Source organism: Paenibacillus sp. CF384 (assembly GCF_900106745.1).
GTDB lineage: Bacteria > Bacillota > Bacilli > Paenibacillales > Paenibacillaceae > Paenibacillus_Z.
This window is the reverse complement of the sequence record NZ_FNNV01000020.1, coordinates 129,132-151,655: the sequence shown is the minus strand read 5'-3', so window position 1 is coordinate 151,655 and position 22,524 is coordinate 129,132. Positions and strand designations below refer to the sequence as shown.

21 protein-coding genes are annotated in these 22,524 nt (G+C 50.5%); 10 read left to right on the top strand and 11 right to left on the bottom strand.

Annotation, left to right across the window (positions count from 1 at the left end):
* Positions 1–518 precede the first annotated feature (518 nt).
* A complete protein-coding gene (locus BLW29_RS26435) occupies positions 519–1,883 on the bottom strand; it encodes a dicarboxylate/amino acid:cation symporter (RefSeq protein WP_177186832.1) in 1,365 nt (454 codons plus the stop codon).
* 216 nt (positions 1,884–2,099) lie between these two features.
* Here BLW29_RS26435 and BLW29_RS26430 point away from each other — a divergent pair, with 216 nt between their 5' ends.
* From BLW29_RS26430 to BLW29_RS26400, 7 genes are all read left to right on the top strand, one after another.
* Complete coding sequence (locus tag BLW29_RS26430; protein WP_218147141.1) at positions 2,100–2,789, top strand: class I SAM-dependent methyltransferase; 690 nt, start codon at positions 2,100–2,102, stop codon at positions 2,787–2,789.
* A 145-nt stretch (positions 2,790–2,934) separates the two neighbouring features.
* Complete coding sequence (locus BLW29_RS26425) at positions 2,935–3,195, top strand: hypothetical protein (protein WP_090985291.1); 261 nt, start codon at positions 2,935–2,937, stop codon at positions 3,193–3,195.
* Positions 3,196–3,335: 140 nt separating this feature from the next.
* Complete coding sequence (locus BLW29_RS26420) at positions 3,336–4,439, top strand: N-acetylmuramoyl-L-alanine amidase family protein (protein ID WP_256208928.1); 1,104 nt, start codon at positions 3,336–3,338, stop codon at positions 4,437–4,439.
* 185 nt (positions 4,440–4,624) lie between these two features.
* Positions 4,625–5,257, top strand: a complete 633-nt coding sequence (locus tag BLW29_RS26415) for a hypothetical protein (RefSeq protein ID WP_143044469.1) — start codon at positions 4,625–4,627, stop codon at positions 5,255–5,257.
* 15 nt (positions 5,258–5,272) lie between these two features.
* Positions 5,273–5,875, top strand: coding sequence for an eCIS core domain-containing protein (locus BLW29_RS26410; protein WP_218147140.1), 603 nt, complete (start codon positions 5,273–5,275; stop codon positions 5,873–5,875).
* Between the two features lie 136 nt (positions 5,876–6,011).
* The gene (locus BLW29_RS26405; RefSeq protein ID WP_090985286.1) at positions 6,012–7,421 is read left to right on the top strand and encodes a glycoside hydrolase family 71/99 protein; all 1,410 of its coding nucleotides are present in this window, start codon (positions 6,012–6,014) and stop codon (positions 7,419–7,421) included.
* A 173-nt stretch (positions 7,422–7,594) separates the two neighbouring features.
* Positions 7,595–9,766 carry an acyltransferase family protein gene (locus tag BLW29_RS26400; RefSeq protein ID WP_090985284.1) on the top strand — a complete coding sequence of 724 codons (2,172 nt, stop codon included), beginning with the start codon at positions 7,595–7,597 and terminating at the stop codon, positions 9,764–9,766.
* A gap of 274 nt (positions 9,767–10,040) precedes the next feature.
* Here BLW29_RS26400 and BLW29_RS26395 read toward each other — a convergent pair whose 3' ends face one another.
* Genes BLW29_RS26395 through BLW29_RS26385 form a run of 3 tightly spaced genes read right to left on the bottom strand, consistent with a single transcriptional unit; the run spans position 10,041 to position 12,959 of the window.
* On the bottom strand, positions 10,041–10,895 hold the full coding sequence (locus tag BLW29_RS26395; RefSeq protein WP_090985282.1) for an ABC transporter ATP-binding protein: 855 nt from the start codon (positions 10,893–10,895) through the stop codon (positions 10,041–10,043).
* 14 nt (positions 10,896–10,909) lie between these two features.
* Positions 10,910–11,953, bottom strand: coding sequence for a FecCD family ABC transporter permease (locus BLW29_RS26390; protein WP_090985281.1), 1,044 nt, complete (start codon positions 11,951–11,953; stop codon positions 10,910–10,912).
* Position 11,954: 1 nt separating this feature from the next.
* Complete coding sequence (locus BLW29_RS26385) at positions 11,955–12,959, bottom strand: FecCD family ABC transporter permease (protein WP_090985279.1); 1,005 nt, start codon at positions 12,957–12,959, stop codon at positions 11,955–11,957.
* Positions 12,960–13,154: 195 nt separating this feature from the next.
* On the opposite strand from BLW29_RS26385, the gene BLW29_RS26380 reads away from it, so the two are divergent.
* Positions 13,155–14,156 (top strand): ABC transporter substrate-binding protein, encoded by a 1,002-nt coding sequence (locus tag BLW29_RS26380; RefSeq protein WP_090985277.1) that lies wholly within the window; start codon positions 13,155–13,157, stop codon positions 14,154–14,156.
* A 66-nt stretch (positions 14,157–14,222) separates the two neighbouring features.
* On the opposite strand, the gene BLW29_RS26375 is transcribed toward BLW29_RS26380, so the two are convergent.
* From BLW29_RS26375 to BLW29_RS26365, 3 genes are all read right to left on the bottom strand, one after another.
* Positions 14,223–14,774, bottom strand: a complete 552-nt coding sequence (locus tag BLW29_RS26375) for a DUF2812 domain-containing protein (RefSeq protein ID WP_090985275.1) — start codon at positions 14,772–14,774, stop codon at positions 14,223–14,225.
* A 6-nt stretch (positions 14,775–14,780) separates the two neighbouring features.
* Entirely contained in the window at positions 14,781–15,113 is a 333-nt protein-coding gene (locus tag BLW29_RS26370) for a PadR family transcriptional regulator (RefSeq protein WP_090985272.1), read from the bottom strand.
* A 181-nt stretch (positions 15,114–15,294) separates the two neighbouring features.
* Entirely contained in the window at positions 15,295–15,687 is a 393-nt protein-coding gene (locus BLW29_RS26365) for a winged helix-turn-helix transcriptional regulator (RefSeq protein WP_090985270.1), read from the bottom strand.
* A 164-nt stretch (positions 15,688–15,851) separates the two neighbouring features.
* Between BLW29_RS26365 and BLW29_RS26360 the strand changes: the two genes are divergently transcribed.
* Together BLW29_RS26360 and BLW29_RS26355 are read left to right on the top strand one after the other, a co-directional pair.
* A complete protein-coding gene (locus BLW29_RS26360) occupies positions 15,852–17,090 on the top strand; it encodes an MFS transporter (protein ID WP_090985268.1) in 1,239 nt (412 codons plus the stop codon).
* 23 nt (positions 17,091–17,113) lie between these two features.
* Positions 17,114–17,959, top strand: a complete 846-nt coding sequence (locus tag BLW29_RS26355; RefSeq protein ID WP_371264795.1) for an aldo/keto reductase — start codon at positions 17,114–17,116, stop codon at positions 17,957–17,959.
* Positions 17,960–18,085: 126 nt separating this feature from the next.
* On the opposite strand, the gene BLW29_RS26350 is transcribed toward BLW29_RS26355, so the two are convergent.
* The 4 genes from BLW29_RS26350 to BLW29_RS26330 all read right to left on the bottom strand — a co-directional run bounded on the left by BLW29_RS26350 (position 18,086) and on the right by BLW29_RS26330 (position 22,514).
* The gene (locus tag BLW29_RS26350; protein ID WP_090985266.1) at positions 18,086–18,937 is read right to left on the bottom strand and encodes a serine/threonine-protein kinase; all 852 of its coding nucleotides are present in this window, start codon (positions 18,935–18,937) and stop codon (positions 18,086–18,088) included.
* A 338-nt stretch (positions 18,938–19,275) separates the two neighbouring features.
* Complete coding sequence (locus tag BLW29_RS26340) at positions 19,276–20,121, bottom strand: carbohydrate ABC transporter permease (RefSeq protein ID WP_090985262.1); 846 nt, start codon at positions 20,119–20,121, stop codon at positions 19,276–19,278.
* Positions 20,122–20,134: 13 nt separating this feature from the next.
* Complete coding sequence (locus tag BLW29_RS26335; protein ID WP_090985259.1) at positions 20,135–21,037, bottom strand: carbohydrate ABC transporter permease; 903 nt, start codon at positions 21,035–21,037, stop codon at positions 20,135–20,137.
* Between the two features lie 88 nt (positions 21,038–21,125).
* Entirely contained in the window at positions 21,126–22,514 is a 1,389-nt protein-coding gene (locus BLW29_RS26330) for an ABC transporter substrate-binding protein (RefSeq protein WP_090985255.1), read from the bottom strand.
* Positions 22,515–22,524: the final 10 nt, after the last annotated feature.

Here is a 22,524-nt window from a genome sequence, read left to right as displayed (position 1 = left end):
TTGTTATTTGTTACTTATATTATACTATATTAACGCGGTGTCGTGTTAAATTATGAGGATATAACAAAGGCTGTCGAGACTTTCTCGACAGCCTGGGGCAGCCAATTGGCTGCCCTTTCGGCTGGCTGTAGATAAAGTCTCGACGGCCATCTGGATTAATAGAAATGAACATATCTCAGCATTCATATCGTACTGATCTTACCTCGTACACTCTCTCTTGTATGTGGTGAAATTCTAACGAACCGTGGGGGCGTTAGTTGATCGAATTTCGGGGTTTTGAAAATCTAACGAACCGTAGGGCATTAGATCGAGATAACTGGATCAGAACTACACCAAACCGCCGAATAAAGCCTCTACGGTTCGTTAGCATGTTTGCGGAGTCATTTACGGGCATATAAGCGCCGTACGGTTCGTTAGAACATGCAGCATGAAACGTGGAGCGAAGTTTACCGGAAGGATGCAAAAAGCCCTCCAGCGTCCATAGATGGACGGGAGGGCTGTTCTTTGAATATTTCTACTTAAGCAGTTTGCAGGGAGATTTCGTCGTCCTTGTCATTGTTGAAGGCTTCACGGTCAAACTCGTCTTCCGAATTGGCAACGAGCAGGGAAGTAACGGTTGTTCCTGTCGCGTTGACCGTTGTGCGGCCCATGTCGATCAGTGCTTCTACACCGGCAACAATGGCAATACCTTCAAGCGGGAGACCTAGTGCTGTCAATACGACGGTTGTCGAGATAACGGCAGGTCCCGGAACGCCGGCAACGCCGATTGATGAAACGATGCTTACAAGCACAAGTACGATATAATCCGTAAACGATAGATCAATGCTGTACACTTGAGCGGTAAAGACAACGACAATGGCCGGCCAGATGCCGCCGCATGCATTGAAGTTAACGGAAGCGCCAAGCGGTGCAACAAAGCTCGCGATACGCGGCGACACGTGCAGACGCTTCGTAATGACATCCAGATTAACAGGAAGCGTTGCATAGCTGCTGCGGGTAGTGAACGCGACAGCGATTGTCGGATAGATTTTGCGGAAGAACCGAATGGGATTGACTTTGGCTACGAAGAAGACCAGACCGCCGAAAACGAGAACAAAGTGTACGATCAGCGCAACATAAGAGGTGATAATTACACTTCCGAGCTCCTGCAGCGTTTCCCAGCCATAGTGGGATGTAACGCCGGCAATCAGTGCGAATACGCCATAAGGCGTGAGCCGAATGATAAACTTGACGACCTGATGAAGCACTTGAGCGAGCGATTGAATCAGATCACGGACAGGTTTTACCGTTTCCGCGTTTCTGGATCCGAGCTTGATAATCGCTACGGCAAGGAAAATTGCGAAGATAAGTACAGGAACGACTTTGCCATTAGCTGCTTCGTTAATCGGGTTCGAAGGAACGAGGCTCAGAATAACTTCAGAGAAGGCCGGGATTTCACGAGCCTCAAAATCAGCCGGTGCCGCTTGTTGAATGCCGCTGCCCGGATTGAACGCAAGTGCGATCACTAGGCCGATTATAGAGCCGACGCCGGTCGTTCCCAGGAACCATGCGAAGGTTTTAAGGCCGATTTTGCGTAAGTACTCCAGGTTCGTTAAGGATGAAATACTGTTTAGAACAAGGATGAAGACCAGCGGCACGACGAGCATCCGAATTAAGCTTATGTAGATACTGCCGAATGTTGTAATGCCTTTGGTGTCATAGTCCAAGTTCTGAAACAGAATGCCGACTACAAGTCCGATGCCTAGGCCGATCAGTACCCGAGCACCGAAGCTCACCCGCTTGCGTGCAAGATAGAATAATACCAAGAATACAAAGATGGAAGTAACAAAGCTGTACCAGTTCGTTTCAATGGCTGACAAAAAGTTGTTGTCTATATGTCCCATCGTTTAATCCTCCTAATCCAAGTTGTTTTGTCGGAAATATATTTTCACTCTACTCGCGAAGGGGAATATTGTCAACAAAAATTAGCAAAAAAATGGCATCTTTGATGATTTCTTCAGGCCATATAGGTGAAAGTGATGGAACTCATAGATACTGAATATTTCACGGATTCGATTCGCTCTAGTATGATGGAGGCAGTTATTGGGAGGTGTTCGGGCATGGAGAAACATGAGCATGTGCGCAGTACATTCGATGAAACAGCAGCCGTTTACGATCAGCAGCGGCGGAAATTAATCCCTTGCTTTGACGACTTCTATGGCGTTGCTTCGGCGCTCGCAGAGGTTGAAACGGAGGCACCTGCGATTTTGGATTTGGGTGCGGGAACAGGGCTGCTCTCTTCCTTTCTATTAGCGCGTTATCCGGGGGCGAAGCTCACGCTCATCGATCTATCCGATAAGATGCTAGCCGTCGCGAAATCGAGGTTCATGCATATGGATTCGTCGAATATTACGTATCTCTGTGAAGACTACACGACCTTCGTCCCGAGAGACTCGTTCGATATTATCGTTTCCGGGCTGTCGATCCACCATCTGTCCGATACCGATAAGCTGACCTTGTACCGCAACAGCTTCGCTAATCTTAAGCCGGGCGGCGTGTTTATCAATGCGGATCAGGTGCTGGGACATACGCCTTTTGTGGATGCTCTCTATAGAGAGGATTGGAGAGGGAAGGTTGAAGCGAGCGGATTGACGGAGCCGGAAATCGCAGCCGCTTATGAGCGGACGAAGCTTGATCGGATGACGGATTTGCAAACCCAGCTTGGCTGGTTGACCGAAGCGGGTTTCTCAGATGTGGACTGCGTATACAAGTATTATAATTTTGTAGTCATGTTCGGGAGAAAGCTGTAGCGTTCGATTGAGGAGTTCGGCGAGTGAAGCGCGCATGATGCGCCTTGTGCTGCCGAACTTTTTATTTTGGCGGGCGATAAGCTATTGTGCCTATTTTACGGGTATAATGAGGAACAACACCAAGATGAAGAAGGAGGACAATAGGATGAGTCAAATGTTGAACAAGCTATGCGTGAAAACGTTCAATAATACGAATGTCATTACCGAAATCGGCGTCGTGAAGAAGGTGAATAGCCGTACCATTCACGTGGATTGGGGCAAGAAAGTATGGGTCTATCAGAATCGCGAGTTTCGCTGGGTGCCGGTGACGGAAGAAGAGTTCCTTCAGAAGTACGGTAAGAATAAGTTTTCCCCTGAGGCACTTGCCAGAGCAGAAGAGCTCGGTCTGAATATCCAGAAGAGATAGGGACTTTTGTTTATGATTTGGAATCGACTTTGTTCGACAACCTTCGCAATACCTAATTATTTTGTAAAATAGGATGCCCTAATCGGCAAACTGCTGATATAATAAGAGTCTACCTTTTTTATCCACTGGAAGGAGACTCTATGCGTAGATATATCAGCCTAGTAATCATGTTTACACTTCTGGTCGGCAGTCTCGGTATTTCGTTGGTTTCTGCCACGTCGGCATTCCCTTATCAAGCTAAAGTCAGCAGTTCTGCACTGAATGTACGCAGCGAGCCTTCTTTGCAATCCTCCGTAGTCGGCAAGCTGAATAAAGGCGATGTCGTTACGGTTACGGATGAAGACAGCGACGGCTGGGTTCAAATTAAACACAACAAATTGACCGGTTATGCCGCAGGCTACCTGCTCAGCAAGCTGAATAACGCAGGTGAAGAGTCCAGCCCGGCGGCAAGCGAGCCGCCTACGAGCGGTACAGTAAGTACAAGTCCCGGTTCAACGGCGACTGTGCTTGCGGATTCGCTTCGAATTCGTTCCGGCCCTGGCGTAAGCTATAAGGTAGTCGGATCCTTGTCGCAAGGCGAGCAGATAACGATTACGGGCAGTCAGAGTGATTGGATTAAAATTCGCACATCAGGCCGTACAACGGGCTGGGTGTCCAAGGCATACGTCGGCAAAGGCGCTGTCCCGCCTAAGCATTCCGGCAGGGGACTTAGAGGCAAGGTCATCGTCGTTGACGCCGGACATGGCGGTAATGATCCGGGCATGATCGGAACAACGTACGAAACGAAGGAGAAAGATCTTACGCTGAGTACCGCCACTTATCTCAAGCAGGAACTGCAAAGCTTAGGCGCTACGGTCATTATGACGCGGACGACGGACAAGAAACCGGAGCTCTCGGAGCGTGTACGGATAAGCGAGAAAGCGGACGCGGATGCGTTCGTCAGCATTCATTATAATTCCTCGGAGAAACAAACCTCTGGCATCCTTACTTTCTTCTATTCCGAGAAGAAAGACAGACCGCTCGCGCAAGCGATTGAGGATGAGTTGACTGAAGTCGGCGGGCTTCGCAGCCATGGTCTATCCTTCGGCGATCTGTATGTGTTGAGGGAGAACGACACGGTAGCGACACTCGTTGAACTTGGATTTCTATCGAACCGCAAGGACGAATCCATCGTTCGCGGATCGGCTTATCAGAAGAAAGCGGCTGCGGCGATTGCCAGAGGTTTGGCGAATTATTTTGGATAAACATGGTTTGGCGAATTATTTCGGATAAACGCGGCTGCTTAGCAGCGCAGATGAGAAGGAGACTGCCCCTTATGAGCTTGTGAGGGTCGGTCTCCTTTTCTGTATGGCGTCGAACTTTAGCGGATTCTCGGAACCATTGTCTTGCGCAGAAAAAATTGATATTTTTGGCAAACTGGTAGTGTTAAATGAAGCCGAAATCCGCTAAAATAACGATGACACCCACCTCATTATTCCATGTGAAGAAAAGGGGAATCGCCATGCTGACCGTACTGCGCCGAATGCAGAATAGGCTGAGTAATTGGCAAGCCATCTCAGGGTTGTTCATCGTATTGCTTGTTATTGAAGCGGTTGTGCTGCCTTACGGATCATCGAAGCTCAATGATTATTCCGGCGGTGCAGGCATTCTGGATTTGCGTCTCTCTTATTCCGCAGACAAGGCCTATGCCATAATCGGCGCCTACAGCGACGCAGGGAGATCTTTCTACGTCACATTTACGCTCGCAGCTGACTATATCTACCCCATCGTATACAGCCTGTGCTTCTCGCTGCTTACGACTGTAATTTACCGCCGGGCATTCGCACCGAAGTCATGGTTACATCAATTACCTCTGCTTATCTATATCACGCTTCTCCTGGATTACTTAGAAAATGCATGCATCTTGACGATGCTGACCAACTATCCGGATCGAATCACGTTCATCGCTCAGGCTGGCAGTCTCTTCACCACGCTTAAATGGACGATGGCGGCGATCAGCATCCTGCTTCTGCTGTTCGGGATAGTGATGCTGATCGTCAAACGATTGCGCAAAACCCATTAGAAAAGAGGAGTTCCAGTGTCGCACGAGCATCAGTCCCCGTCTGCCAAGTTCAAACGTCCTACCGCTCATCAAGTGGAAGCCCGGAGCGCCGCAAGCTCAGTCTCAGCTTCAGCTTCAGCTTCAACCTCAGCTTCTGGCGGTGAGCGTGTGCTCTCTCCCCAGCATGTGCTGCAGCTGCAGAAAGCGGCAGGCAACCGGGCCGTTGTGCAGATGATGCACAGCAGCCGCTCGTCCGTTCTGCAGCGAAGCGCAGAGGGAGATGACGAGCAACGTGAGAAAGGACGGCTTCCTTCGAGCGTGCAGGTGAAGATGGAGGCTGCCCTGCAGTCGAATATGTCGGATGTGCGCGTCCATGAAGACTCCTCATCTGCAAGAGAAGTAGGTGCGCTTGCGTATACGCAGGGCAGCGACGTTCATTTTGCGCCGGGTCAATATCAACCGGACACTCAAGAGGGGCAAGAGCTGATCGGCCATGAGCTGCAGCATGTCGTGCAGCAGCGCAAAGGGCGAATCGAACCGACCATGTCGGTAGCCGGCATGCCGGTCAACGATGACCCTGCGCTTGAGCAGGAAGCTGACGCCATGGGCAAGAAAGCCGCTTCGCAGAAGGTTGATTAATTCGCAGAATGCTCCAGTTACAGCAGCAGAATGCTCCATTCGAAGCTTTGGCTTCGAACGGAAACCAATCTGCGTCACTGCTCTCCTCCCGCATGGGAGTAGGGCATTTTTTCTATCAAGAGAGGGGATAGGGAAGATGGGTGGGCGTGATGAACAAGCTTTTCTGGCAGGAGCCATTCGGTGGGACGCTTGGTTTCCGACGAACGCATCCTACGCGGGATTCGTAGATCCATCGCTGTATACAGCTTACAGAAGTAGGGAGCCGATCGATGGCTGGTTCGATTCGGAGGTGCCGGATCACGCCGAGCGGGTTGATCGCCAAATTCAAGCGGCCGCTGATGGCTTGCTTGATTTCTGGGCTTTCGTCTGGTATCCGGATGACGATGCTCATGAGGGGATAAGGCGCCTTAACAATCCCTTGAAGGATTACATGTCTTCTGTGAAACACGAGCTGCTGCAGTTTGCGCTTATTTTACAGACGGGCTGGGTTAGCGGTACCAATCAAGAGGAGCGACGAGGCTGGCGGAAACGCAATGTGCCGGAGTTTGTATCCTTAATGAAGGACAAGCAGTATGTACTCGTGGACGGCAACCGACCGCTGTTGTTCTGGATGGACACTGCCTTTCTCGATGATGCGGAGCGTGGATTCGGCAGCAGTTGGGCGGAAGAACTGGCTTATCTGGCGGAAGCTTGTGCAGAGGCTGGGTTAGGTGTGCCTTATTTGGTCGATATGCGAAACGATTATGAGTCTGCCGCGAAGTTTGGGTTTGACGGCGTTTCCGATTATGGTCCTGCGTCACACAGCGGCGAGGGGCATTATGCCTTTGAAGAGCTGGCTCGCCATGATCGTAATAAACGAGATATTGAGAAGGGGCTTAAGGTGATCCCCGGCGTCAGTGCGGTAATCGACCCGAGTCCGCGGCATAATGATGCCTGGACGGCCGCTGTTGGGGCCAGTTATTATGGCTACTCGTTTGAATATCCGACGTATACGGAATGGTTCGAGCATCTCAGTGAAATGCGCAGCTGGCTGTTTAATCATGCCCAGCATACGAGTTCGCCGCCGGTGATGGCGATCTATGCATGGAACGAGCTCGATGAAGGCGGTCCCGGCATAATGCCGACGAAACAGGAAGGCACGATGTTTCTGGATGCGTTGCGCGCTGTGAAGACAGGCATTCATCCGGAGCATATCGAGAATCGGATGAATGATTCGAATCCGGGCATCACCTATGAAGGGGACTGGCAGCGGGAGCGGGGAGCTGCGGGCAGTTATAACGATGACTACACGTGGAGCGACACGGATGGCGATGGTTTCAGCTTCTCCTTCCATGGAACATGGGTGAAGCTCTGCGGAGAGCTCGGTATGTCCTTGGGTTCGGCAACGGTAGAGATCGATGGTGCTGTCGTAGTTATCGCTGATCAGGCCGTGGAGCGGGACAGCGTTTGGTTTGCAGTTGAAGGCTTGGCCGCAGGTGCTCATACGGTACGCGTAACGTTGACCAGCGGCAAATTGGTGCTGGATGTGATTCGGTTCGGCGGCTAGGGCGGATATCGAACAAGGGCGGAGCGCTTTAGTCGTATTTTGATAACGAAATGTAACTCTTCTGTAACGCAAAACAAGCTATCTCGTTCTATAATCAAACATGCAGCCTAGAGACAGGTTAGTCAGACAGCAAGTCGGGGGAAACGGTCCCCTGCCGGAAGGAGAATGTGAATATGCCAAAACCATTAGGAAACAGCGGTCGCTACATGCCCGGAATCGATGGTTTGCGCGCAATTGCCGTCTTTGCGGTAATCGCTTATCATCTGAATCTATCGTGGGTACCGGGCGGATTGCTGGGCGTAGGCATTTTCTTCGTCCTCTCCGGTTACTTGATCACCGATATATTGTTAAAACAACAAAGTCACACAAAGCGGTTGAATCTCGGCGAGTTTTGGATTCGCCGGGCGAGAAGGCTGCTTCCGGCGATGGTTATTATGCTCCTGCTCGTTGCAGCTTGGCTGCTGTATATAGACCCGGCAAGACTCTCTTCGTTAAAAGGGGAAATGCTCTCAGCACTGATATACACCAGTAACTGGCGGTTAATCTTCCATCAGGTCTCGTATTTCGAGTCGTTCGGGCCGCCTTCGCCGTTTGGCCATTTGTGGTCGCTCGCCGTTGAGGAGCAGTTCTATCTCGTATGGCCTTTGTTGCTTGTGCTGCTCGTGCGCTGGGTGCCGCAGCGCGGTAAGCTTGCGCTTGTTATATTAGCAGGGGCGGCAGCATCAGCGGGGCTGATGGCTGCGCTCTATGTGCCGGGGCTTGATCCGAGCCGCGTATATTACGGCACAGATACACGGGCATTCGCGCTGCTCATTGGCGCTGCTTTGGCTGTAATTTGGCCAAGCTGGAAGTTGTCCGAGTACGCCAGAAGCAAGACGAAAATGGTGCTGGATATCGTCGGCTTCAGCGGATTGGCTGTCGTGCTGGCCATGATCGCGACAGTTGGCGAATACGATGAGATGCTCTATCGCGGCGGCATGGTTGTATTGTCTGTTGCGACTGCGGCTGTTGTCGCTTCGCTGGCCCATCCATCAAGCAGGTTTGGCCGCGTGATGGGCTGCAAGCCGCTGCGCTGGTTAGGCGTGCGATCCTACGGCATTTATCTCTATCATTATCCGATTATCGCCTTGACTACTCCTACAGCGGAGGTAGACGAGTTTCATGCGATGCGAGCCGTGCTTCAAGTGGCGGCAGCCATTGTGCTGGCCGAGTTCTCTTGGCGCTTCGTCGAGGAGCCGATCCGGCGCGGTGCGCTGGGCAGACTCCGCGGTAAGTTATCGCAGCTGGCCGCCAGGCAGCGGCAGTCGCTTCGCGCAAGTCGGATCGTGCTGGTCATGTCATTATGCACGCTGATGGCTGTCAGCGTATCATGCTCGACACAATTGTATGCGATAGATGGTGGACTATCGGTGGGCATTCCCATTCTGAAGCCGGGAATCACGAATGAGAGACCGACTGGAGATCAAGCAGATCATGCTGTATCGGAAGGTGGTACTGAGGATCGTCCGGTCGTGACGAAGCCGAACGATACACAGCCGGGTGATACGACTGCGAACGATACGAAGGCTGGTGATACGGCTTCGAACGATACGAATCCGGGGGACTTGAGCCCAAGTGAACCAGAATCAGGCGTCACGGATTCAAGCAATACGAACCCAGGCGATGCAGGCGTCGTTACGGATACTGAGCCGGAAGAGAATGGGACAAGCCCTGATCAGCCGGTTACAAGTAAACCGGGCAAGGCAGGTTCGGCGGAGGATAAGCCGGACAATGGTGCGAAGGATCAGGACAACGCGAAAGGCAACGGAGCCAACAAACCGCCAGCGACTCATCCTCCTTCCAAACCGTCCAAGCCGCTCAAACCGATTAAACCAGCAGCAGGGAGTGTTACCGTGATCGGCGACTCGATCCTTCTGGATGCGAAGCCCTATCTGGAAGAGCTTGTGAAAGGCATTGTCGTGGACGGGAAAGTCGGACGGCAGATGTCGGAGGCTGACGAGGTGGTCTTGGAACTGAAGGAAATGAACAGGCTGGGCCAAACCGTCATCATCGAGCTTGGCACGAACGGTTCCTTCACGGAGAAGCAGTTGAATACTTTGTTAACGGCCATTGGCAGTGAACACAAAGTCATTCTAGTCAACACGCGCGTTCCTCGTAAGTGGCAGGATGTCGTAAACGGCATGCTGGCAGAGACGGTCACGAAGACACCGGGCATTTCGCTCATTGACTGGTATTCCGCCAGCAAAGGTCAAGACGGTTTCTTCAGCACGGATGGCGTTCATCTGAAGAAGAACGGCGCGCAGTTTTTTGCGCAATTGCTTGTAGACGCATTGGCCAAAACCTAAACAAGAAGCCCCCTGTGTGAGAATGATGCGAAAATGGAGAGTTGGCGACAACGAAAGCGGTATATTCTCTTAAGTACACTAGATTGAGCTAGTTTGCTTGCTGTAAACGGAATAGCCGCTTATAGGGGGAGAATGATGCGAGCAAGGAGCGAATATGTTGGCTCGCTGACAACCGTTACAGTTGATTCGATCCCTGGCTGTCGAGACGTTCTCGAACAGCCACAAAAGCCCCCGCGGGTCTGTGTAAACACAGTCCCGCGGGGGCTTTTTGAAATTAAATTAATAGCGCCTCACTCACATCCACACTTACACTAGCCGTCTGCTCCACCTGTTCACCAAGAAGCCTCCGACCCTTGCCGTATGGAATACACAGCGGTGTGCCGAAGATCGGATCCTGCACGACTTGGCATTCCATATTGAAGACTTCATGGATAAACGACTCATTCACAATTTGCTCCGGCTTCCCTTGCGCAAAGATACGTCCTTCCTTAACCGCCACGATATGGTGGGCGTAACGGCAAGCAAGATTGATATCATGAAGCACCATCACGATGGTCCGGTTTTCTTGCGCATTCAGATCAAACAGGAGATCCAAAATTTCGATTTGATGCGTCATATCGAGATAGGTGGTTGGCTCATCAAGCAGTATCGTTTGCGTGTTCTGCGCTAACGTCATGGCAATCCAAGCGCGCTGCCGTTGTCCGCCGGATAGGGAATCTACCGTACGTCCGGACAGCTCCTCCATATGTGTGGCTTGCAGCGCCTTCTTCACCATTTTCTCATCCTCTGCAGACCACTGTTGAAGGAAGCTCTGATAAGGGTAACGCCCTTGCTTCACGAGCTGCTGGACGGTCAGTCCTTCCGGAGCTGTCGGCCCTTGCGGGAGAATGGCCAGACGCCTTGCGACTTCTTTGCTGGACAGCTTGGCAATGTCGGAGCCATCCAGCACAATAGAACCCTCTTGGGGCTTCAATAACCGGGCGAGCGAGCGGAGCAGAGTGGATTTGCCACAGCCGTTGCTCCCGATAAACACCGTTATTTGCCCTTTAGGAATCTCCAGTTCAAGATTTGCGAAGATCGGTTTCTTTCCATACGATAACGTGAGGTTATTAGCTGCAATAACGGACACAAGATTCACTCCTTCTACGAGTTGCGATGGCGGTACAGCAAGAAGATAAAGAACGGCGCTCCGATTGCGGCTGTAAATACGCCTGCAGGGATATCGAGCGGAATGAACGCGACTCTGGCGACCAAATCAGACAGCAGCAGGACAAGGGAGCCAATCAGAGCGGACACGGGGATGACTCCGCCGTACGAAGGTCCAACGAGCTTGCGCGCAATATGCGGAGCCATGAGTCCGATGAAATTGATGGCGCCGCCAATGGAGACGGCCGTACCTGCGAGTGCGACACTGATAATAAGCAATATCGTTCTCTTGGTATTGACGGAGCTGCCCACGCCTGTAGCGACCTCATCACCGAGCTCCTGTACGTTCAGATGCCGGGCATAGATGAGCGCGATAGGCATTAATACGACCATCCACGGCAGCAGCGTCAGCACATCGCGTTTCCACGATACCCCGTAGATGCTGCCTGTCATGAACGTAAAGGCTTTTACAGCTACAGCAGTCGGTGTGAAAGATGCGGTTAGAATGAGCATATAAGTGGCCGCCGTTAACGCGGTTGCCATGCCAATCCCGATCAGCACGAGCCGAAGCGGAGTGATCCCGCGACGATAGGCAAAGAGATAGATTAGGAATGCCGCGGCAAAAGCGCCTGCAATCGAACTAAGCGGCAAGAAGCGTATGCTGAGATGAGAGAAATAAATGATGAAGAACACGGTGCCGAGCGAGGCTCCGCCCGAGATACCGATCACATCCGGCGACGTAAGCGGATTACGCACGATGCCTTGCAGCAGAGCACCGGATACAGCCAGCATCGAGCCGACCATAATGGCAATGACGACACGAGGCATTCTCAGTTTGAAAATAATCATGGAATCCGCTTGGTCGCCTATGCCGAGCAATGAGCGAATGATCGCGATCGGGCTTACGACCGTGCTGCCAAGACCTACGCAAACAATAAAGGCAACCAAGTTGGCAGCTATTAATAACAGAATAACAGACAAGGTTCGGCGTTCAATCAGAAACGACAGACGATTGTTACGTAAAGTCAGTGATTTGCTCATCTTAACGCTCCCCCCTTCTAGCAATGTACACGAAGAACGGAACGCCGATAATGGCGGTCATGATACCGACAGGCACTTCTCCGGGATACGCGATGAAGCGTGAACCCACATCGGCGACAAGCAGCAATATAGCGCCGAGGAAGGCGCTGTAAGGGAGAACCCAGCGGAAATCAATGCCTACCACGTAACGTGTAATATGCGGAATTATAATGCCCACGAAAGCGATCGGCCCCGCTATGGAGACCGAACCACCGGCAAGCAGAACAATAATGACGGCAGCTGCGAGCTTTACGTAGACGGTCGTTTGCCCAAGTCCTGTTGCGACGTCATCCCCTAATACGAGCAGATTCATATGACGAGAGAGGGCCACGGTACCTAGAAGTGCAATTCCCATATATGGGGCTGCAGTCGTGAAAATATGCATGTCTCGTCCGGCCACCGAACCTACGAACCAATACAAGACTTGATCGAAGGTTTGGCCGCCGGTAAGCAGCACGCCCATCGAGAGGGAAGAGAAGAACGCCGTCATGGCAGCCCCTGCAAGCGTAACCTTGAGCGGAGTCAGGCCATCGCTGCCGATGGAGCCGAGGATATAGACGAGCAATGCCGTAAAAGCAGCGCCAACGAATGCGAGCGTCGCGAACGTGCCCAGACTGCTTGCCCCGAAGAATGCAGAGCTAACGACAATGAAGAATGCCGCGCCGGCGTTGATGCCGAAGAGGCTTGGCGATGCGAGCGGGTTGCGTGTAATACCCTGCATTAATGCGCCCGCTACAGCAAGACTGGCGCCGGCGAAGGCTGCGATCAGTGCTCGCGGCATCCTTGCCGTTTGGATGATGAGATGCTCTTGCGATCCGTTATAAGCAGTGTAAGATTCCATGATGGTATGAAGGCTTATATTGGAAGTTCCAAAGACGATACTGGCTAACATCCCGAGGACGAGAAGTACGAAAGAGGCGATTAGACCTAGTACCTTCTGAAAGCGCGTTGTAAGTAAGATTTTCATAATTGCCCCATTCCTTGCGTGAGAGATTAACTATAGAAGCGTATAATAGCACTTTGTAATTCTAGGCGATGAGCACCTCGATGTCAATGAGAGTGATTCTCAAAATCATTGACATCCGAATTTATCCCTGATATAGTTGCTATCTGTAAAAGCATTGATAATCATTTTCAAACACGAAGGGAAGTTTATTACGTAATGGTATCCGTTAAGAAGAAGAAGTATATGTGGTCCGTCACTGTTCTGTTGTTTTCTTTCGCACTCCTCTTGTCCGCTTGCGGGCAGTCCAATTCTAGCAATACTACCGGCAATAACACGGGCAATTCCTCGAATTCGCAAGCGGCGAATTCCGAAGAGCATAAAATCACTCATGCAATGGGAGAGGCTACGATTAAAGGCACTCCGCAGCGCATCGTTGTATTGACGAACGAAGGAACAGAAGCACTGTTGGCACTTGGCGTGAAGCCTGTTGGCGCTGTTAAATCATGGACAGGCGATCCGTGGTACGACCATATCAAAGCAGACATGGAAGGCGTTACGGTAGTTGGTGAAGAAAGCCAGCCGAACGTGGAGCTGATTGCCAGCCTCAAACCCGATCTGATCATCGGCAACAAGCTGCGCCAAGAGAAAGTATTCGATCAGTTGAATGCAATTGCGCCGACGATCTTCTCGGAAACGCTTCGCGGAGCATGGCAGTCGAATTTCATGCTGTATGCGGATGCACTGGGTAAAACAGCCGAAGGCGAGAAAATCATCAAAGCCTACGACGACCGTGCTGCTGATTTCAAAGGGAAAGCCGGCGACAAGCTGAATGAGAAAGTATCTGTTGTCCGGTTTATGGCAGGGAAGACGCGTATTTACCTAGGTGATACGTTTACGGGACTAGCATTCTCCAAGCTTGGCATTACCCGTCCTGATAATCAGATGAACTATAAGGATACGTTCGTTGAAGAAATCACGAAGGAACGTCTTCCAGAGGTTGATGCGGATCGATTGTTCTACTTCACTTACGAGACCGGCGATGGCAAAGGTACGGCGATGGAAGAGGAAATGCTGAAGGATCCGCTGTGGCAGAGCCTGAACGTTGTGAAAAACAAGAAGGCGATTAGCGTGAGCGATGCGATCTGGAATACAGCCGGCGGCGTAATTGCAGCGAACTTGATGCTGGATGAATTGTTCAAGATCTACGAAATTAACTAATATGCGAAACAAAAGAGGCTGGGGCGTCCTGAGTAACAGGGCGCAACCAGCCTCTTTTTGCTATACCTATTTCGTGAGTTTGTTGATTTTGGTGCTCATCTTCATGTAACCAACCGACAGCAAGGTGAAGAGGGAGATATAGATGAATGCCATGGGAAACACTACGCCCCAGAATTGATGGCCGCGAGGCAGCAGGTTTGCCATATTTATCGCACACAGAGCGACGTTCAAGAGCAGCATCACGCCCATCATGCGTTGAATTTTCTTATAATGTGCGGCAAGCGAATCACGGTCGGAGTATAGAAGAGGCACCTCTCCGGGCTCCCATGCTCTGCGAAAATAGTGCCAGATTCCGCCGTAGGAAGTCACGTACTCCCAGCCCGCATCTCGGTAGAGTTCAATATATTCCTGCAGCTTGCCGTTCTTCTTCGTCAAGCCTGATTGATAGTCCAGGGAGTAGGAGTAGCGCACTGCCTCATCTCGTACGAAGGTACTGTTCAAGAAACCGGGCTTCTCGAGATGCAGACCTCGTGCGGAATGCTCGTTCATCCACTTTTCCTCGTTCTCGTAATCCCAGCTCAAGTTGAGCCGATATTTCTTCACCTTATTTGGTTTCATCTCGGATCACTCCTTATATGAAATTTGAGCCAGCTGTCCGGCCTTCAGAAGCTCTTCAAGCCGAATCATTTCGGCGGCTACGACCGTCTTGCCATCCTCTGTGATCGCGTACATCTTACGCCTGGGATCAAAGCCATCCGGTGCAGGGAACGGATCTATGAGCCCTTTGTTCAGCAGCGTATTGAGTGCGGTATACAGCGTGCCTGCGCCGATCTTCACGCGACCGCTGCTCATCTTCTCGACGTCTTGCATAATCCCGTATCCATGAGAAGGCGCTGTGTGCAGTGCTACCAGAATGTAATAAAACGCCTCCGTGAGGGGCAAGGATTCTTTGACCATAGGGTTCACTCCTATCGATAACTATATCGACAACCGATATATCTTATATCGATATAATACTCCTGGATATATCGGGTGTCAATATAGTTATCGCACAAAAGTTGGAAAATGGGCGGGGCGAATCCGTCGGGAATCGGTCGACGCCAGAGTTGCTTCAGAGCCATAGTAAAGAAAGCCCCCTCTACATGAGGGGGCTTTCGATTTGATTGTCCTTATGATTCAGAATGCTATCCTCCAGCACCGCGGATCGATCGCCATATTCTTTAATAATATGCGTATCTCCCCAATTGCACAGCGCATTTAAGATGGATTCCAAGCTCCATCCATAGTCGCTGAGCTCATATTCCACTTTAGGCGGAACCTGATTATAGCTTATCCGATTGACGATGCCGTCATGCTCTAATTCTCTAAGCTGCTGCGTTAACATTTTCTGCGTAATCCCTGGCATGAGGCGCCGGAAATCACTTGTTCGCTTCTTCCCGTGTGTCAGATGGCAGAGGATGACGCATTTCCATTTTCCGCCGATCACCTCAAGCGTTGCTTCGACCGAGATATTGTATTTCTTCTTAAGCAAAGGCCGTTCCTCCCCCGAACATCCAATAGGCACTTTTAAGTGCGTATAGCACTTTGAAGTGCCTATATCACTATAAAGTACGTACTGTTCATACAAACTTATTTCATCTATAGTAGCACTTACCGGCCGAGAATACCAAAACTAAACGAAAGAAGAGATCTCACATGGCATTAGATAAAAAGAGAAGTACATTAGCCCTGCTTGCGCTCGCCATAAGCGCCTTCGCAATCGGGACAACGGAGTTTATAAGCGTGGGACTGCTTCCTCTAGTCTCGCAAGACTTGCACATATCTGTGACTACTGCCGCTTTAACGGTAACTATATATGCGCTTGGGGTAACGCTTGGCGCCCCGATACTGACTACCTTAACGACTGGTGTCCCGCGCAAAACCTTGCTGCTATGGATCATGATTGTCTTTATCGCGGGGAACAGCCTTGCGGCAGGGGCCAGCGGGATTGGCATTCTGCTCGCAGCTCGCGTAATTTCGGCATTCGCACACGGCATCTTCATGTCGATTGGCTCAACCATCGCGGCTGATCTCGTACCCGAGAACCGCAGGGCGAGCGCGATTGCGATTATGTTCTCCGGACTTACTGTGGCGACCGTTACGGGTGTGCCGCTCGGAACTTTGATCGGTCAACAATGGGGCTGGCGGGCTGCGTTTATTGGGATCGTTGTGATCGGCATCGTTGCGCTGATCGCCAACTTGATCTTGATTCCCTCGACTATGCGCAAAGGGAGTCGAACACCGATTCGCGAGCAGCTCAAGATTGTTACGAATGGGCGGCTGCTGCTGGCATTTTCTATTACGGCAATAGGATACGGGGGGACCTTTGTCGTCTTCACTTATTTATCCCCGTTGCTTCATAATATAACCGGATTTAAAGATACGACGATTGCAATCATTCTTCTCGTATACGGCGTGGCCATTGCAATCGGTAACGTCATTGGAGGTAAAGCGGCCAACCGCAAGCCGGTGTCTGCATTGTTCTATATGTTTATTTTGCAATCCATCGTGCTGCTCGTCTTAACGTTTACCGTGCCGTTTAAAGTTGCGGCTCTGATTACGATTTTCTTCATGGGGCTGCTGGCTTTCATGAACGTGCCGGGCTTGCAAGTGTATGTCGTGATGCTGGCTGAGCGCTATGCGCCCAAAGCGGTTGATACCGCTTCTGCCGTCAATATTGCCGCGTTTAATGCGGGCATTGCGATTGGCGCTTTTATGGGCGGCGTCGTGACGGACTCGATCGGACTTGTTCATACGGCATGGGTCGGAGCATTGATGGTCTTCGGAGCGGTTATCTTAACAGGTAGAGCACGAGTCTTGGAGCGGCGAGCTGAGGCAAAGGTCCCTGCTGCATCTGCATCGGAATCTACATCTGCACAAGCATCTTCATACTAAACATAAACACAGGAGGTTTTTACATGATTTCGAAACATATTCAAGATACAACAACGCTGCACAACGGGGTTACAATGCCTTGGCTTGGGCTGGGCGTATTTCAAGTGGCAGAAGGCGAGGAGCTCGTCCAAGCTGTCAAAACAGCGATTAAACAAGGCTATCGCAGTGTGGATACAGCGGCAATTTACGGAAATGAGCAAAGTGTGGGGCAGGCCATTCAAGAAGCCATATCCGAGTCTGGAATCACAAGAGAAGAGCTGTTTGTGACATCGAAGGTTTGGAATGCAGACTTGGGCTACGAGGCGACGCTGGCGGCGTATGAGACGAGCTTAGCCAAACTAGGACTGGACTATCTGGACCTGTACCTTATCCACTGGCCGGTGCAGGGCAAATATAAGGAAGCATGGCGTGCGCTTGAAACGCTCTATAAAGAGGGCCGAGTACGTGCGATTGGCGTGAGTAATTTCCAAATCCATCATCTTGAAGATGTCATGAAGGATGCTGCCGTTAAACCGATGGTGAACCAGGTGGAGCTTCATCCACTGTTATCGCAGCAGGAGCTGAGACGATACTGCGCGGAGCACGGCATTCAAATCGAAGCCTGGTCCCCTTTAATGCAGGGTCAGCTGCTGGAGAATCCAGTTCTACGCGAAATCGCAGATACCCATCACAAATCGATTGCTCAAGTCATCCTTCGCTGGGATTTGCAGCATGGCATTGTGACGATTCCGAAGTCAACGAAGGAGCATCGCATCATCGAGAATGCATCGCTGTTTGATTTTGAGCTTACCGCCGATGAGGTAGCTCGCATCGATCAACTGAACCAAAGCCTCCGCGTCGGCCCGGATCCGGATAACTTTGATTTCTAAGGTGGATTCGGCTGGCGAAGATGCAGAGAAACCCTCGATTTTTTAAATCGGCGGGTTTCTCTTTTGATTTTAGAGCCGGGGAAACGAGAAAGTAGCCGCAAGAGAGGTACCGGATACCTCTCATCGTTACGCGTTGGTCCATGCCTCGTAATACTCCTCGATTGTCGCATGTCGATCTTCTTTATCGGCACTAATCGCTCGCAGAGCCGCGCGATATTGCTTCTCGGAAGCCTGCCATTTCTCGATAGAGCGGTCCATTCCGCCGCCCATCAGTTGAAATGCGGTGGCCCCCATAACGAAAACATTGGATCGCTCATCGATTGCTGCGCCCAGCTGAAATTCTTCCGGAGACATGTAGCGACTGGAGCCCCACATGCGTCCCATCGTATTGATTACGGGGCTCTTGCTGTATACTTCAATATCGCAAATCATAGTCCGCTGCGTGCCGAAGTCGTACATGATGCTGCCGTCGTAGAAATCTAACGCGATATAACCGCATTTATTAATATGGATGTGAAATAATACGAGGTCCGAGTAGATCTTCAGCTTCTCTTCAATCGGCAGGGCTAAGAATTTATCGTGAGACTGATATTGCCTGCCCATACAATCGCCTTCGAACCACTCATAGACGGTCAGATATCCGCCGGGGATCCCCTTATGCGCGATCATATCAATGAGCACCGGATGACGTAAATCCTCATATACAGCTACGGTGGATTGGAGTCGAGCGATGGCTGCTTCCGGACTGACATTGCTCTCTAAAGTGGCGGCACCGGCCATTTTCAAGAACAGCTTCCTGTTCTCGCTCTTGCTCACGCCTTTGCTCACGCTCACGTTCTCGCTCTGAACGCCAAAGCACAGGTAACCGGAATCCTGTTTATCGAAGACTGCAAACACCTTGCCATACTCACCAAGAAAACCAAAGTCAAAATCCGCTTTCAACCCGAAGGATACGCCATCGATTGTACGAGTTATCATTGCTGCCTCCTTGGACGACATGCTAGCTGTTTAAGAAGAATTCGTAGTAAGCCCCTTGAAATAATAAAACAATCTCGCCCAAAATACCGATTAGCAAAAACATGAAATAGTACGTCGCCGAGGATACTTCCTTATTGAACAACTCTTTAAACGCTTGACTAAATAAGCGCTCAAATCTAAACCAACTTAGAATCCAACCGATGAGTAGAAAGGTAAGGATCGCCATGCCGCCGTTTCACCTCCCTCTCTCCATTATAACGGATTCCGGCCACCGCAGGTGAGAAAAGAGGGCTGTCCCGCAAGTCATCCAAGATGACAAGGGGCAGCCCTCAACACATTTATTTCACGGCGCCAGCGGTAATGCCGCTCGCAATTCGACGCTGGAAGATAATATACATGAACAGCACAGGCACGATCGTAATGAGCAATGCAGCGAATAGGGGACCCCACTCGGTCCGATATTGCATCTCCGCTCGCATGACGCCGATCTCGACAGGCAGCGTATACTGCAGCGGATCGTTGACGAGGATCGTACCTACGATATACTCGTTCCAGATGTTTAAGACATTGATGATTGCAATGGTGATCAACCCCGGCTGCGACAAAGGCAGCATAACCCGGAAGAAGGTTCCGAAATAAGAGGTACCATCCACGATAGCGGCTTCTTCAAGTTCCTTCGGCAGCGATTTGAAGAATCCGACGAGCACGAAGATCCCGAAAGCCAGCAAGCTTGAGGCATACACGACGATCAATCCGAGCTTCGTATTAATCAAACCCATCGAATTCATTAAGAAGAACAGAGGAATAAGAGCAAGCACGAACGGGATCATCATCGAAGAAATGTAGAGCAGATACAGCGCGTTACTGCCCCTGAACTTATATCTTGCGAGCACGTAGGCCGTCATAGCGGACAATATAAGTCCTAACCCCGTGGAGCCGGCCGTAACGACCAGCGAGTTGATGAAATACGTACCGAAATTGTAGTTGCTCCATACGTAGGAGAAATTGGACCACAGCAGCGGGAATTCCGGCAAGGACCACGGCGAGTTGCGGAAGAACTGCTCGTTATTTTTCAAAGCATCCAGGAATGTCCATAGCAGCGGGTATAAGACGGATATCCCCCATACGCCAAGGATTCCATAGAAGAATAGTTTAGCGACCGGATTTTTTAAGCCTACAATCATCTCGAAGTCCTCCTTAACTCATCTCGACGGTCTCATGACGCATTAACCGCTGAAGTACGATTGTCGTAATTAACGACAAGATCAAGATGATAAATCCTATCGAAGCACCATAGCCGAAATGATATTGGCGGAATGCCATTTGGTACAAATAAGAACCCATAACCTGCGTACTGTTATCCGGTCCGCCCTCTGTCATGATCCAGACAATTACGAACGAGCCGTTAAGCGTAGTCATCATGATATTGAGCGTCGAAACTTTAATTTGCTCCCATGCGAGCGGAAGCGTAATGTTGCGAAACTGAGCCCATTGCCCCGCACCTTCAAGATTGGCTGCTTCGTAATAGGAGTCCGGAATACTCTGAATCGCGGCGATCAGGAGAATCATATAAAATCCGATACCGGCCCAAATCGCCGGAGGCAGCAGCATCCAAATCGTGTGATTCGTAAAACCAAGCCAGGTAATCGTGACCTGTTCTTTGGTGAATAGCGACAGAAACGCGTTCAAGAAACCGATTTGCGGATTATATATGAAGTTCCACAATACGCCGATGACGACGACGGAAATAACATTCGGAATGAAGAAAATCGAACGGAAGAACCCTGACAGCCTGAAGCCAAACCGGGTAAGCGCCACAGCGAAAAAGGTCGCGATCGTCATAATGCCGATAACCTTGCCCACTACCAGAAAATAATCGTTGCCAATCGCTCGCCATACAATGGGATCGTGAAACAATTCCTTGAAATTATCCAAGCCGATAAAGGTTTTATTCTTTGACATGCCGGACCAGTCGAAGAAAGAGAAATACAAGCCTTGCGCAACCGGATAAATCGTAAATACCCCAAAGAACAAGAGAGTAGGGATAATGAAGGTTGCGATAAAAATATTACGCTGCCACTTAGCCGTTCTATGAGTCATAGTGCCTGCCATCCCTCCGAGTAAATTCGCAGAGAAGGATCGAGGCGGCTGCCCCGATCACCCTCCGCGTTAAGCCTCTGAAGGCTTATTATTTACTTGCTTTTTTCACTGCGTCAGTTACACGTTTGACCCACTCTTCAGGAGTGATTTTGCTGATTGTAAGGGCATCTGTCGCATCCATCATCGCTTTATCCACGTCCGCGTTGTAAGTGATCGTCGGGATAACAACGGTGTTCGGATCTGTTAGGTATTTCGCAGCATCCTTAACGAAGTTCGGCGCGTTGGAAGCGCTGATATCGCCTTTGATGTTGGAAGGCGCACCGCTAAGCTCTGCCCATTGGGAAGCTTGCGCTTTGGAGAAGATGAATTGCAGGAATGCTTTTGCTGCATCTTTGTTCTTCGCGTCCTTAGCGATTGCTACTGTGGATGTCGAAGTATTCGCTACGACTTTGCCGCCCGCATCTTGCGTTACGGAAGGAATGAAGCCGAAGTCGAAGCCGTCTGGAATGTCTTTGGACATTTCGTTAGGCAGCCAGAGACCATTCGGGATAAAAGCATCCTTGTTTTGCAAGAAGAGCATTTGCGAATCGGTATGGTTGATTTGAATCGATGCCGGATCGATGAAGCCTTTGTCGCGCAGCTCTACGATTTTGTTCAAGGCCGTAAGCACGGCAGGGCTTTCGAAAGCTTCTACTTTGTTAGCAGCCATGTCTTGAAGGATCGTGAAATCATTGTTATTAGCCGATACGATTGCCGGGTATAGAATCGATCCGTTGATGTAGTACGGATATTTACCGGTGTGGATAAACGGATTGATGCCGGCCGCTTTGATTTTGTCGCTTGTGTCTAGGAAGGATTGGAAATCAGTAGGCTCCGTCCACCCTTTTTCTTTGAACAGGGCTTTATTCCAGAACACGCCCCATGAGTTCAGCACAAGTGGAATGTTGTATACTTTGCCGTCGAATTGCTGTGCAGGCTGCGCCAGAATGTCGGTGATGAGATCGCCGTCAATGTTCTTGGCATCCTTCAGCCAGTCGGTCAAATCTTCGAGTTGACCATCTTCCACCATTTGGCGGTCATTCAAGCCGGCGCCGTCGATGTACACGAAATCAGGCGGGTTGCCGCCGATCCAACGCGGTTTCATTTGCTCGTTGATTTGCGGACCGCCGGATTGTTTGATTTTCAGATCCGGGTTAGCGGCTTGGAAATCATTAATAACTTGTTTCCACCATTTGTCGCCGTAGCCGCCAACGAAGTATTGAATTTCGAAGTCGCCGGTCAATTTCGCAGTAGTTGTATCCGTGGAAGTGTTAGTAGAATTAGTTGTTGTGTTCTCCGTGGTATTGGACGTCGTATTCTCAGTAGTCGTGTTGGTGCTTGCAGCCTCGTTGTTATCCTTGGAACCGCATCCTGTCAGTGATACGGCAGCCAGCATGCTGGCAAGACCGATTGCAGCCATTTTTTTAGTCATGGTCATAAAAGCAAAA